This window comes from Marinobacter sp. RI1, from assembly GCF_041155085.1.
GTDB lineage: Bacteria > Pseudomonadota > Gammaproteobacteria > Pseudomonadales > Oleiphilaceae > Marinobacter > Marinobacter nauticus.
Window position 1 is genome coordinate 1238831 of sequence record NZ_AP031605.1, and the last position, 13743, is coordinate 1252573.

The 13743-nt window shown below is 58.2% G+C and carries 11 protein-coding genes and 1 tRNA gene; 11 read left to right on the plus strand and 1 reads right to left on the minus strand.

Going from position 1 to position 13743, the window contains the following annotated elements; genetic code table 11:
* Positions 1–23: 23 nt before the first annotated feature.
* The 5 genes from dnaJ (at position 24) to greA (ending at position 7219) form a co-directional block, all read left to right on the plus strand.
* Positions 24–1148, plus strand: coding sequence for a molecular chaperone DnaJ (gene dnaJ, locus ACAM27_RS05465; RefSeq protein WP_014422603.1), 1125 nt, complete (start codon positions 24–26; stop codon positions 1146–1148).
* Positions 1149–1159: 11 nt separating this feature from the next.
* Positions 1160–1963, plus strand: a complete 804-nt coding sequence (dapB, locus tag ACAM27_RS05470; RefSeq protein WP_014422602.1) for a 4-hydroxy-tetrahydrodipicolinate reductase — start codon at positions 1160–1162, stop codon at positions 1961–1963.
* 340 nt (positions 1964–2303) lie between these two features.
* A complete protein-coding gene (gene carA / locus ACAM27_RS05475) occupies positions 2304–3434 on the plus strand; it encodes a glutamine-hydrolyzing carbamoyl-phosphate synthase small subunit (protein ID WP_369612668.1) in 1131 nt (376 codons plus the stop codon).
* A gap of 82 nt (positions 3435–3516) precedes the next feature.
* Complete coding sequence (carB, locus tag ACAM27_RS05480) at positions 3517–6735, plus strand: carbamoyl-phosphate synthase large subunit (RefSeq protein WP_369612669.1); 3219 nt, start codon at positions 3517–3519, stop codon at positions 6733–6735.
* Between the two features lie 4 nt (positions 6736–6739).
* Positions 6740–7219, plus strand: a complete 480-nt coding sequence (gene greA, locus ACAM27_RS05485; RefSeq protein WP_022991279.1) for a transcription elongation factor GreA — start codon at positions 6740–6742, stop codon at positions 7217–7219.
* Between the two features lie 77 nt (positions 7220–7296).
* Here the strand turns inward: greA and yhbY are convergent, their stop codons facing one another.
* Entirely contained in the window at positions 7297–7605 is a 309-nt protein-coding gene (gene yhbY, locus ACAM27_RS05490; protein WP_011786768.1) for a ribosome assembly RNA-binding protein YhbY, read from the minus strand.
* 279 nt (positions 7606–7884) lie between these two features.
* Here yhbY and ftsH point away from each other — a divergent pair, with 279 nt between their 5' ends.
* The 6 genes from ftsH (at position 7885) to ACAM27_RS05520 (ending at position 13438) form a co-directional block, all read left to right on the plus strand.
* A complete protein-coding gene (ftsH, locus tag ACAM27_RS05495) occupies positions 7885–9828 on the plus strand; it encodes an ATP-dependent zinc metalloprotease FtsH (RefSeq protein ID WP_022991281.1) in 1944 nt (647 codons plus the stop codon).
* Positions 9829–9925: 97 nt separating this feature from the next.
* Entirely contained in the window at positions 9926–10756 is an 831-nt protein-coding gene (gene folP, locus ACAM27_RS05500) for a dihydropteroate synthase (protein WP_369612670.1), read from the plus strand.
* Complete coding sequence (gene glmM, locus ACAM27_RS05505) at positions 10756–12099, plus strand: phosphoglucosamine mutase (RefSeq protein ID WP_369612671.1); 1344 nt, start codon at positions 10756–10758, stop codon at positions 12097–12099. Before folP ends, glmM begins: the two co-directional genes overlap by 1 nt.
* Before the next feature lie 79 nt (positions 12100–12178).
* Positions 12179–12937 (plus strand): triose-phosphate isomerase, encoded by a 759-nt coding sequence (gene tpiA / locus ACAM27_RS05510; protein WP_141067978.1) that lies wholly within the window; start codon positions 12179–12181, stop codon positions 12935–12937.
* A gap of 24 nt (positions 12938–12961) precedes the next feature.
* Positions 12962–13345 (plus strand): preprotein translocase subunit SecG, encoded by a 384-nt coding sequence (secG, locus tag ACAM27_RS05515; RefSeq protein ID WP_014422594.1) that lies wholly within the window; start codon positions 12962–12964, stop codon positions 13343–13345.
* 8 nt (positions 13346–13353) lie between these two features.
* Positions 13354–13438, plus strand: a tRNA-Leu gene (locus ACAM27_RS05520).
* Positions 13439–13743 lie beyond the last annotated feature (305 nt).

Below are 13743 nucleotides of genomic sequence, written 5' to 3' on the forward strand. Positions count from 1 at the left end.
TTATAAAAACAGGGTTTTGAAGCATGGCCAAGCGCGATTATTACGAAGTACTCGGGATCTCCCGGGATGCGGACGAAAAGGAAATTAAGCGGGCGTATCGAAAGCTCGCGATGAAGTACCACCCGGACCGTAACCCGGATGACAAGGATGCCGAGAACAAATTCAAAGAGGCCAGCGAAGCCTACGAAATCCTGGCGGACTCCAGTAAGCGCGCCGCCTACGACCAGTTTGGTCATGCCGGCGTAGACGGTCAGGCTGGCGGCGGCTTTGGCGGCGGTGGCGCCAGCTTCTCCGACATCTTTGGTGATGTGTTCGGTGACATCTTCGGTGGTGGTGGCCGTGGCCGAACCACCCGCGGTGCAGATCTTCGCTACACCCTGGAGCTGGATCTGGAAGAGGCTGTTAAAGGCAAAACCGTCAAGATCAACATCCCTGGCCATAAAGAATGTGAAGCCTGTGACGGCAGTGGCGCTGAAAAAGGCTCTCGCCCGGAAACCTGTGGCACCTGCCAGGGCATGGGCCAGGTCCGGATGCAGCAAGGCTTCTTCACCGTACAGCAAGCCTGTCCCACCTGTCGTGGCTCCGGCCAGATCATCAAGAATCCCTGTAAGAGCTGTCACGGCCAGGGTCGGGTGCGCCAGGAGAAAACCCTCTCGGTCAAGGTGCCGCCAGGTGTTGATACTGGCGACCGTATTCGCCTGTCCGGCGAAGGTGAGATGGGTGTAGACGGAGGGCCTCCTGGAGACCTTTATGTACAGGTCGCCGTTCGTGAGCATTCCATTTTCACCCGTGACGGTCGCAATCTTTACTGCGAAGTGCCCATCAGCATCGTCGACGCCACCCTCGGTGGCGAGCTGGAAGTACCAACGCTGGATGGCCGCGTAAAGCTCAAGATTCCGCCTGAGACCCAGACCGGCAAACTGTTCCGTCTGCGCAACAAAGGCGTCAGCCCGGTCCGCGGTGGCCCGGCCGGTGATTTGTTGTGCCGGGTGATTGTGGAAACGCCGGTGAACCTCACCAAACGCCAGAAGGAGCTGCTGGAAGAATTCCAGCAAACCCTGGATGGTAACAACGGAACTCATCATGCCCCCAAGAAAACCTCATGGTTTGAGGGTGTGAAAAACTTCTTCGACGAAATGAAATTCTGAGGGTAGAGCAGATGAGGGTAGCGATCATCGGCGCCGCCGGGCGCATGGGTAAAGTGCTGATCGAAGCGGTCGACGGTACCGAAGGCCTTGAACTCGGCGCTGCCATCGTCGAGCCGGGCAGCAGTCTGATTGGCGCCGACGCCGGTGAAATGACCGGCATCGGCAAAACCGGCGTAAAAATGGCCGCCAGCCTGGACGACGTCAAAGACGACTTCGACGTACTGGTGGACTTCACCTTCCCGGACCTGACCCTGGAAAACGCGAAGTTTTGCAGCGCTAACGGCAAAATGCTCGTGATCGGTACCACCGGCATGACCGACGCCGAAAAAGAGCAGCTGGCGCTGGCCGCCGAAAACACTCCGGTCGTTTTTGCGCCCAACATGAGCGTGGGCGTCAATGTCGTCCTCAACCTGCTGCGCACCGCCGCCGCAACCTTGGGTGATGACTACGACGTGGAAATCATCGAAGCCCACCACCGTCACAAAAAAGACGCCCCCTCGGGCACAGCCCTGCGTATGGGTGAAGTGGTGGCTGATGCTCTCGGTCGCGACCTGAAAGAATGTGCGGTCTATGGCCGCGAAGGCTTCACCGGCGAACGCACCCGCAAGGAAATCGGCTTCGAGACCATCCGCGCCGGCGATGTGGTGGGTGATCACACGGTACTGTTTGCAACGGAGGGTGAGCGCATCGAAATTACCCACAAGGCGAGCAGTCGGATGACTTTCGCAAAAGGTGCCATGCGGGCCGCGTTGTGGCTTGAGGGTAAGGCGGCTGGTCTTTACGACATGCAGGACGTTCTGAACCTGAAAGGTTGAGCTGCATACTCAGAGGCTGCGGGAGCAGGGCACCTTCTCGAAAATTTCGAAGGCCAGGGATGGCCTGAGAGAAGCGCACATGGATGTGCTCGTAGCGGTTTTCGGAAAGGCTTCCTGCTCCTCCGGCCGGGCCAGCGACATGGTTCAAAGTAGAATTCGACGTGGACAAAAATCGCCAGAAATCTTACAATAAGGCGATTTGACTGCACCAAGCGTACCTTTGAAAAGTTTATAAGAAAGCGGGACCGGGTTTTTACCTTGTCTCGCTTTTTTGCAACCTGAATTTGCGCTTGCGTTCCTGTTCGTGACGAACTTACGCCACTCGATGAGGATACAAGCCTTGAGCACACCAGCAATCCTTGCACTCGCAGACGGAAGCCTCTTCTACGGCACCGCCATCGGCGCAGACGGAGAAACCAGCGGCGAGGTAGTGTTCAACACTGCCATGAACGGCTACCAGGAAATCCTGACCGACCCGTCCTACTCGCGCCAGATCGTCACCCTGACGTATCCCCACATTGGCAACACCGGTGTAAACGAAGAAGACGTAGAATCCGACCGCATCCACGCATCCGGTCTGATCATCCGCGATCTGCCCCTGGTCGCCAGCAGCTGGCGAAACAAGGGTAGCCTTGATGGCTACCTGCGAAGCAACAACATTGTTGGCATTGCGGACATCGACACCCGCCGACTGACCCGCATCCTCCGGGACAAGGGCTCCCAGAATGGGGCCATCGTCGCTGGTGAAAACGCCACTGCCGAACGCGCACTGGAACTGGCTAACGCGTTTCCCGGCCTCAAGGGCATGGACCTGGCCAAAGAAGTCACCTGCAGCGAAGCCTACCAGTGGAACCAGGCCGAGTGGGATCTGGTAAACGGCTACAGTGACCGCTCCGAAGACAGGTTCAAGGTGGTGGCCTGGGATTACGGCGTAAAATACAACATTCTGCGGATGCTCGCGGCCCGCGGTTGCGAGATCACCGTCGTACCCGCGCAAACCCCGGCCTCTGATGTACTGGCGATGAACCCCGATGGCATCTTCCTGTCCAACGGCCCGGGCGACCCCGAGCCCTGCGACTATGCTATCAAGGCCATTCAGGAAGTGCTGGAAACCGAGATTCCGGTATTCGGCATCTGCCTGGGCCACCAGCTGCTGGCCCTGGCCAGTGGTGCAAAAACCATGAAAATGGGCCACGGCCACCACGGTGCCAACCATCCGGTGCAAGACATTGCCAAAGGCACTGTGATGATTACCAGTCAGAACCACGGCTTTGCTGTGGATGAAACAACCCTGCCCGCCAATGTGGATGCGACCCACAAATCGCTGTTTGACGGCACTCTGCAGGGCATTCGCCGCACCGATAAGCCGGCCTACAGCTTCCAGGGTCACCCGGAAGCCAGCCCGGGGCCCCATGATGTGGCTCCGCTGTTTGACGAGTTTATCCAGCTGATGGAAGCGCGATCTGCCTGAGGGCAAGGCCATCAACGATAGCTCACCGGCGCTGAATACCGCGCTGCAAGAATTCAAAAGTTGCTGACAGGTTTACCAAGACATGCCAAAACGTACCGACATTAAAAGCATCCTGATCCTGGGCGCCGGCCCCATCGTGATCGGGCAGGCGTGCGAATTCGACTACTCCGGAGCCCAGGCCTGTAAGGCGCTGCGCGAAGAGGGCTACCGGGTGATCCTGGTGAACTCCAACCCGGCCACCATCATGACCGACCCGGCCATGGCCGATGCCACCTACATCGAGCCGATCACCTGGAAGACGGTCGAAAAGATCATCGAAAAGGAACAGCCGGACGCCCTGCTGCCCACCATGGGTGGTCAGACTGCACTGAACTGTGCGCTGGACCTGGAAAAGCACGGCGTGTTGGAGAAGCATGGCGTTGAAATGATCGGCGCCAACGCTGACACCATCGACAAGGCCGAAGACCGCGACCGCTTCGACAAGGCCATGAAGAAAATCGGTCTGGAGTGCCCGCGCGCGGCCATCGCCCATTCCATGGACGAAGCCTGGAAGATCTCCGAAGACATCGGTTTCCCGTGCATTATCCGTCCATCGTTCACCATGGGTGGTTCCGGCGGTGGTATTGCCTACAACAAGGACGAGTTCGAGGAGATCTGTACTCGCGGTCTCGATCTGTCCCCGACCAACGAGCTGCTGATCGACGAATCCCTGATTGGCTGGAAAGAGTACGAGATGGAGGTTGTTCGGGACAAGAACGACAACTGCATCATCGTCTGCGCCATCGAGAACTTCGACGCCATGGGCGTGCACACCGGTGATTCCATTACGGTGGCCCCCGCCCAGACCCTCACCGACAAGGAATATCAGATCATGCGGAACGCCTCGCTGGCGGTGCTGCGTGAGATTGGTGTGGAAACCGGCGGTTCCAACGTGCAGTTCGGTATCAATCCGGATACCGGCCGTATGGTGGTGATCGAAATGAACCCCCGGGTGTCGCGTTCCTCGGCGCTGGCGTCCAAGGCCACCGGTTTCCCGATCGCCAAGGTCGCAGCCAAGCTGGCCGTGGGGTACACCCTTGATGAGCTGCAGAACGAGATCACCGGCGGCGTCACCCCGGCCTCGTTCGAGCCGTCCATTGATTACGTGGTTACCAAGATTCCCCGGTTTACCTTCGAGAAATTCCCCCAGGCCGACGCCCGCCTGACCACTCAGATGAAGTCTGTCGGTGAGGTTATGGCCATTGGCCGGACCTTCCAGGAGTCGGTGCAAAAGGCATTGCGTGGCCTGGAAGTGGGTTCCGAAGGTTTTGACGAAAAGCTGGAAGAGCTGGACTCCGAGAACAGCCGCGAAACCCTGACCCGGGAGCTGAACGTGCCCGGTGCCGAGCGAATCTGGTACATCGGCGATGCCTTCCGCGCCGGCATGACCGTGGACGAAGTGTTCCGCCACACCAAGGTAGACCCCTGGTACCTGGTGCAGATCGAGGACATCGTGCGCGAAGAGCAGGCTCTCAAGTCGGCCGGTAAGGCCGATATCGACAAGGCTACCCTGTTCCGGCTCAAGCGCAAGGGCTTTTCCGACGCCCGCCTGGCCAAGCTGCTGGGCATTTCCGAAGTCAGCCTGCGCAAGCTGCGCCACGACCTGGGCATCCGCCCGGTGTACAAGCGCGTGGATACCTGTGCGGCGGAATTCGCCTCTGATACCGCCTACATGTATTCGACCTATGAGGAAGAGTGCGAGGCAGAGCCAAGCGATCGTGAGAAGATTGTGGTCATCGGTGGTGGCCCCAACCGCATTGGTCAGGGCATCGAATTCGACTACTGCTGTGTGCACGCGGCCCTGGCCATGCGTGAGGATGGCTACGAGACCATCATGATCAACTGCAACCCGGAGACCGTGTCGACCGATTACGACACCTCCGACCGGTTGTATTTTGAGCCGATCACCCTGGAAGACGTGCTGGAAATCATCAGCGTCGAGAAGCCCAAGGGTGTAATCGTCCAGTACGGCGGTCAGACTCCGCTGAAGCTGGCGCGTGGCCTGGAAGCCGCCGGTGTGCCCATTATCGGCACCAGCCCGGACGCCATTGACCGCGCCGAAGACCGCGAGCGCTTCCAGCAGATGATCCAGCGCCTGGGTCTGAAGCAGCCGGAAAACGCCACTGTGCGCAGCCACGAGGAAGGCATCGTGGCGGCCCGCGAGATTGGCTACCCACTGGTGGTGCGCCCGTCTTACGTGCTGGGTGGCCGGGCCATGGAAATCGTCTATGACGAAACCGAACTGGTGCGCTACATGCGTAACGCGGTGCTGGTCTCCAATGACAGCCCGGTTCTGCTTGATCACTTCCTGAATGCTGCCATCGAGGTCGATATCGATGCCATCAGTGACGGCACTGATGTTGTGATCGGCGGTATCATGCAGCATATTGAGCAGGCTGGTGTTCACTCTGGTGACTCCGCCTGCTCCCTGCCGCCCTACAGCCTGAGCAGGCAGGTGCAGGACGAGATGCGCGAGGCCGTGAAGAAAATGGCCATCGAGCTGGATGTTATCGGCCTGATGAACGTGCAGCTGGCCTATCAGGATGGCGAGATCTACGTGATCGAAGTGAACCCGCGTGCCTCACGGACCGTGCCGTTTGTGTCCAAGGCTATCGGGGTGTCTCTGGCCGCGGTTGCGGCCCGGGTGATGTCCGGCAAGAGCCTGAAAGAACTGAACTTTACTCAGGAAATCGTGCCGACCTACTACGCCGTTAAAGAGTCCGTGTTCCCGTTCAACAAGTTCCCGGCCGTGGATCCGATCCTGGGGCCGGAAATGAAATCCACCGGTGAGGTGATGGGGCTGGGCGACAGCTTTGATGAAGCCTTTGCCAAGGCCGCGCTGGCGGTGGGTGAGCGGTTGCCGGCCCAGGGGGTGGCCTTCATGTCGGTGCGCGATGTGGACAAGCCGGGTGCGGCCAGTGTTGCCCGCGACCTGGTGGATGCTGGCTTCAGGATTATTGCCACCACTGGCACCGCCAAGGCGCTGGAAGCCGAAGGTATCGCCGTTGAGCGGGTGAACAAGGTTCGCGAGGGTCGCCCGCACATTGTGGATGCCATCAAGAATGGTCAGGTTCAGCTGATTATCAATACTACGGAAGGTCGCAAGGCGATTTCTGACTCGGCGCAGATTCGCCAGTCTGCCTTGCAGACCAAAGTAACCTACACAACCACACTGGCAGGTGGCGAAGCCTTCTGCCGGGCCATCAAGTTTGGCCCGGAGCGCACCGTTCGTCGCCTCCAGGAACTACACGCAGGAAAGTAAGGCTATGGCTGACAGAGTACCGATGACCAAGACGGGCGAAGACCGTCTGCGTGAGGAGCTGAAAAAGCTGAAGTCCGAAGATCGGCCGCGGGTGATCGCGGCCATTGCCGATGCCCGTGAGCACGGCGATCTGAAGGAAAATGCTGAGTATCATGCGGCCCGGGAGCAGCAGAGCTTTATCGAAGGTCGCATTCAGGAAATTGAAGGCAAGCTGTCCGTGGCCCAGGTGATTGATGTGACCACCATGGAGAACACCGGTAAGGTGATCTTCGGCACCACTGTGCATCTGGTTAACATGGAAACCGACGAAGAGGTTACTTACCAGATCGTGGGAGAAGATGAGGCCGACATCAAGGCAGGCAAGCTGTCGGTGTCCTCGCCGATCGCCCGCGCGCTGATTGGCAAGAACGAAGGGGACGTGGTGGCTATCCGTATCCCCTCCGGTACCGTGGAGTACGAGATTTCCGAAGTGGAATATATCTGACTCGGTTGTGCTGATCGGGTGTAAAGAAAAAGCCGGCTCTGGGGAACCAGGCCGGCTTTTTCGCGTCTCAGCTTACGTTATTTGTTGCGCAGCAGGTTCGACAGCTTGGGGTTCGGTTTCTTCGCCCGACGCAGAATGACGGCGATTTTACCGATCGTCTGGACCAGTTCGGCGCCGGAGCTTTCGCACAGAGCCTGAATGGCTTCCTGGCGGACTTCGCGATCCTGGCTGGCGACTTTGATCTTGATCAGCTCATGGTCGTTCAGGGCGCGGTCCAGTTCGTCCTGCAGCCCTTCAGACAGGCCTTTGTCGCCAACGATGATGACGGGCTTCAGGTTGTGGGCAATAGCCCGGTATTCCCGGCGCTGTTCCGGTGACAGACTCATGATGTAATCTCTTAATAGGTGCAATTAACAAAAGGTCAGCGGTGAATCCGCTGGCAACCACGTATAATTCAGCGATTGTAACAGATAGCGACTCATGACAAATGGCCGTATTCACTTACAGAGGGTGTTGTAATTCCGGTCATGGCGTCCCATATAGGTAGTATCGCGATCGGTTCCGGATGGGCCGTTTCTGGTTTACCGGCGTACAATTGGTGTAAGGTGTCGGAAAAGGATTGGCGGCCTTCAGGCGCTGATCCTGCAATTCACAGGTGATGATCCTTGAACGATATGGCAAAAAATCTGGTTCTCTGGCTAATCATAGCCGCCGTGCTGCTGATGGTGTTTCAGAATTTCTCTCCCACCACCACCGGCCAACAAGTTAACTATTCCCAGTTTGTCGAGATGGTCCAGCAGGGCCAGGTACGGCAGGTGACCATTGATGGTCTGCAGGTGCAGGGTGTCCGCAACGACGGCTCCCAGTTCCAGAGCATCCGGCCGCAGGTGTCTGACAACAAGCTGATGGATGACCTGCTCGCCAACAACGTCGAAGTGATCGGCAAGGAGCCCGAGCGCCAGAGCCTGTGGACGCAGCTGCTGGTAGCCGCGTTCCCGATTCTGATCATCATCGCATTGTTCGTGTTCTTCATGCGCCAGATGCAGGGCGGCGGTGGCGGCAAAGGCCCCATGTCGTTCGGCAAGAGCAAAGCGCGCCTGATGAGTGAAGACCAGATCAAAACCACGTTTTCCGATGTCGCGGGTGTCGACGAAGCCAAGGAAGACGTGAAAGAGTTGGTGGATTTCCTCCGGGATCCCAGCAAGTTCCAGCGTCTTGGTGGTCGCATCCCGAAGGGCGTATTGATGGTGGGCCCTCCCGGTACCGGTAAAACCCTGCTTGCCAAGGCCATCGCGGGCGAGGCCAAGGTGCCGTTCTTCTCTATCTCCGGCTCCGACTTTGTAGAAATGTTTGTGGGCGTGGGTGCCTCCCGTGTTCGCGACATGTTCGAGCAGGCGAAAAAACAGAGCCCCTGCATTATTTTCATCGATGAGATCGATGCGGTTGGCCGTCACCGTGGTGCTGGTATGGGCGGTGGTCACGACGAACGTGAGCAGACCCTCAACCAGTTGCTGGTGGAAATGGACGGCTTCGAAGGCAATGAAGGCGTTATCGTTATTGCCGCCACTAACCGTCCGGACGTGCTGGACCCGGCGCTGTTGCGCCCTGGCCGGTTTGATCGCCAGGTGGTGGTGAGCCTGCCAGACATCATTGGCCGTGAGCAGATTCTGAAAGTGCACATGAAAAAAGTGCCGCTGGCCGACGGTATTGATCCTGCGGTGATTGCGCGGGGCACGCCGGGCTTCTCCGGTGCCGATCTTGCCAACCTGGTCAACGAAGCTGCGCTGTTTGCGGCCCGTCGTAATCAGCGCCTGGTCTCGATGGAAGAGTTGGAGCTGGCCAAGGACAAGATCATGATGGGCGCCGAGCGCAAGTCCATGGTGATGAGCGAAAAGGAAAAGCGGAATACGGCTTACCACGAGTCGGGGCACGCGATTGTGGGCCGTCTGATGCCTGAGCATGACCCGGTCTATAAAGTGAGTATTATTCCTCGTGGCCGAGCCCTGGGCGTGACCATGTTCCTCCCGGAAGAGGACAAGTACAGCCACTCCAAGCGCTATCTGACCAGCTCGATCTGTAGTCTGTTTGGTGGCCGTATCGCCGAAGAGCTGACCCTGGGCTTTGATGGTGTCACCACTGGTGCGTCCAACGACATCGAGCGGGCGACAAGCCTGGCCCGGAATATGGTGACCCGCTGGGGGCTGTCCGAGAAACTCGGTCCTCTCCAGTATGACACAGACAGTGAGGAACCCTTCCTTGGTCGTTCTGCGGGGCAGGCGCACACGGTGTACTCGCCAGAGACTGCCCAGCGGATTGATGAGGAAGTTCGCAATATCATTGATGAGTGCTACGAAAAGGCCAAGCAGATCCTGATTGATAACCGGGACAAGCTGGACATGATGGCCGAAGCACTGATGAAGTACGAAACCATCGATCGTTACCAGATTGATGACATCATGGCTGGCAAGGAGCCTCGTCCGCCCAAAAACTGGGGTGACAGTGGTCCCGCCGGGGGCGTGAAGGCTGAAGAGCCTGAGCAGGCGCCGGAGCCCAGAAGCTCCGACGATGGCCGGCAGCCCGGCGTAGGGCGTCCTGCCGGCGAGCACTGACTCGCCGTCAAAGCCTGAGTAACTGAATGCGCCGCCCGGGCCCCCGGGCGGCGTTTGTTTTTGTCTCTCCGAAAGCTCTGCCTGTGGAAGCTGCGTTATGAAAATGAACTTTGCCGGTCGCGAACTGGATCTGTCTCGTTGCAACGTGATGGGTATTCTGAATGTCACCCCCGATTCGTTTTCCGATGGCGGACGCTTTAATTCCAGGGAGTCGGCGCTTGTGCGGGCCAGGCAGATGGTCAGTGACGGCGCATCTTTTATTGATGTTGGAGGTGAGTCGACTCGCCCCGGCGCAAGCGAAGTCTCGACCCAGGAAGAGCTTGACCGCGTATGCCCGGTGGTCGAAGCCATTGCCAAAGAGCTGGATACCGTGATTTCGGTGGATACCAGCAATCCTGTGGTGATGGCTGAAACTGCCCGGCTTGGTGCGGGACTGATCAACGATGTTCGTGCCCTGCAGCGCGAGGGTGCGCCAGAAGTGGCTGCAAAAGCAGGTGTTCCGGTGTGCATCATGCATATTCAGGGTGAGCCGGATACCATGCAGGACGATCCCCGCTACCGAAATGTGCGGCGGGAGGTCAGCTCTTTTCTGACGGAGCGTATGCGGGTGGCGGAGCAGGCCGGTGTTCGTGCCGATAACATTATTCTTGATCCCGGCTTTGGCTTCGGCAAGAGCGTGGAGCACAACTATCAGCTGCTCGCTACCCTTGAGCAGTTGCATATTCTCGGACATCCGTTACTTGTCGGGGTCTCGCGAAAGTCCATGCTGGGAGCGGTCACGGGTCGCGATGTGAATGAAAGGTTGCCGGCCAGCCTCGCTGCCGCGACAATATCGGCCATGAAAGGGGCGAGCATCCTCAGGGTGCACGACGTTAGGGAAACTGTGGACGCCGTCAGGATCGTAACGGCAGTGAAGGAGGCAATCTGATGACCCAGCGCAAATACTTTGGTACCGATGGCATTCGTGGCCGGGTCGGAGACAGTCCGATTACGCCGGAGTTCATGCTGCATCTGGGTTGGGCTGCGGGGCAGGCATTCAAGCGTGCGGGCCAGCGCAATAGCGTACTGATCGGCAAGGATACCCGGTTGTCCGGCTACATGTTCGAATCGGCGCTGGAGGCTGGCCTGGCCGCGGCGGGTGTTGATGTGAAGTTGCTGGGACCGATGCCGACACCGGCGATTGCCTACCTCACGCGAACTTTCCGGGCATCTGCCGGAATTGTCATCAGTGCCTCCCACAACCCTCATCATGATAACGGCATCAAATTCTTTTCTTCTGCCGGTACCAAACTGGACGACGCCCTGGAAGCCGAGATTGAGCGCTGGCTGGACCAGCCTATCGAAGTGTGTGAGCCGGAAGAGCTGGGCAAGGCGAGCCGGGTAGACGATGCGCCCGGTCGCTATGTGGAGTTCTGCAAAAGTACCGTGCCAAACGAGTTTACTCTCGACGGCATGCACCTGGTGCTTGACTGTGCTCACGGTGCTACCTACCACGTGGCGCCCAAAGTGTTCCGTGAGCTGGGGGCGAAAGTGACGGTGATTGGCGCCGAGCCAGATGGCTTGAACATCAACCTGAATGTTGGCTCTACCCATCTGGGCGCGCTGAAACAGGTGGTTGCCGAGAAAAAGGCTGATCTTGGTATTGCCTTCGACGGTGACGGCGACCGGGTGTTGATGGTGGATCGTGATGGTTCCGAAGTGGATGGCGACGAACTGTTGTATATCCTGGCTTCCCAGCGCCAGGCAGAAGGACGGCTGAACGGTGGTGTGGTTGGTACGCTAATGACCAACCTGGGTGTTGAGTTGGCTCTGCGCGAAATCGGCGTCGAGTTCGAGCGGGCCAAGGTTGGCGATCGTTATGTGATGGAGCGCCTGTTGGCCAATAACTGGCTGATTGGAGGCGAGGGTTCCGGGCATATGGTGATCCGGGATTGCACCACCACGGGTGACGGTATTGTCTCTGCGTTGCAGGTACTGCTGGCAGTGCGGAAGTCCGGCAAGACTATGGGAGAACTGCGGGCAGGTATGAGCAAGCTGCCGCAGAAAATGATCAACGTACGCGTTGCCGAACGGTTTGATCCGTTGGGTAGGGCGGATATTGTTGAGGCCATGGCGCGGGCAGAGGCTTCGTTGGGTGATGCCGGGCGCATTCTGCTGCGGGCATCCGGCACCGAGCCGCTGATCAGAGTGATGGCCGAGGGTCAGAGCGCGGACGATATTACCCGGGTGGTGGAAGAGCTTGCCCTGGTGGTGGAGCGCTCAACACCCTGATTTCGAAGGGTGGTTGTGTACCGCGGGTGACTGCTGTATAGTTCCGCCTCCCTTTTGCTCGGGACTGTCGAGGACAGAGATGCGTCGCAGAATTGTTGCCGGAAACTGGAAAATGAACGGGTCGAAAGATCTGGTGAAACAGCTGGTTGGCGCAGTTTGCGAGCAGTCCGGTAATGTTGGCAAAGATGTGGAGGTGGTTATTATCCCCCCTGCGATCTATCTGGGCCAGGTTGCCGAGCAGGGAGGTGGGCGGATCACTACCGGTGCGCAGAACGTGTCTCAGTGGCAATCTGGCGCATATACCGGAGAAATCTCCGCCGAAATGGCCCGCGATATGGGTTGTGGCTATGTGCTGGTGGGCCATTCCGAGCGCCGGCAGTTGTTTGGTGAGACGGATTCTGTGGCAGCCGCCAAGGTTGAGCAGGTTCTGTTGAGTGGCTTGGTTGCGGTGCTGTGTGTAGGTGAAACGCTCGCGGAGCGGGAAGCCGGTCAAGCCGAAGCGGTGGTTGCCGAGCAGGTTCGCAGTGGGTTGTCAGTTGTGGCTGATGATCAGTGGTCCAGGGTTGTTGTGGCGTATGAGCCGGTCTGGGCTATCGGAACCGGAAAAACCGCGACGGCAGACGATGCCCAGGCCATGCATTCGGAAATCCGCAAGGTGCTGGATGGCATGAATGCACCGGCTAATGAGATTTCGGTACTTTACGGCGGCAGTGTAAAAGCGGATAATGCGGCCGCTTTGTTTGCAGAGCCGGATATTGATGGCGGTCTCATCGGTGGTGCATCGTTGAAGGCCGAAGAATTTATCAGCATTTGCCGGTCTTTCCCGGTAGGTGTCTAAGCCGACACGTTTACGAGAGTCTGTATGGATTGGTTGGAAACACTGGTAGTTGTTGTTCACGTCGTGATCGCCGTGTCGCTGGTGGGCTTGGTTCTGATCCAGCAGGGCAAGGGTGCAGACGCCGGAGCGGCTTTCGGTGGTGGTGCGTCCCAGACCGTGTTTGGTAGTCAGGGCAGCGGAAGCTTCCTGACGCGGATGACCACTTTTATGGCGGTTATCTTTTTTGTGACAAGTTTTTCGCTGGCAATTTTTGCCAAGCAGCGCGCCGAAGTGGCTGGCGAGGCAGGTATTCCGGTTGTTCAGGAATCGTCTCAGGCAGGTGCGCAAGCTGAGCAGGCGCCCTCTGCTGATGAGCCTGCAGCCAACAGCGAATCCGAGGGTGGGGACGCGCTCCCCGAACTCGAGTAAAGAATGATGCCCGGGTGGTGAAACTGGTAGACACGCCATCTTGAGGGGGTGGTAGCGAAAGCTGTGCCGGTTCGAGTCCGGCCCCGGGCACCATATTAAAAGAAGACGGCTTGGCAAACCCAGGCCGTTTTTTTTGGTCAGTCCTTGACCAGTCCGCGTGGCGTCACTATACTCCCGCGGATATTGGAGCCTGCGAGCATCGAGGCTTCCAGGCAGGCCAGGTGTCTGTCGGCAGAGCGCTTGAAAGGGTTGGCGCTTTGCGAATTCTTGCAACAAAAGGCCCCATGTTTCAGGGGCTTTTTGATTAAGGGGCCTGGCGCAAAGGGCCCTGGTGCATAAAAGGGCTGATTAACAGCCCTTTTTTTGTTTTTGTACCCTGAAAATTCGGAAACGGAGGC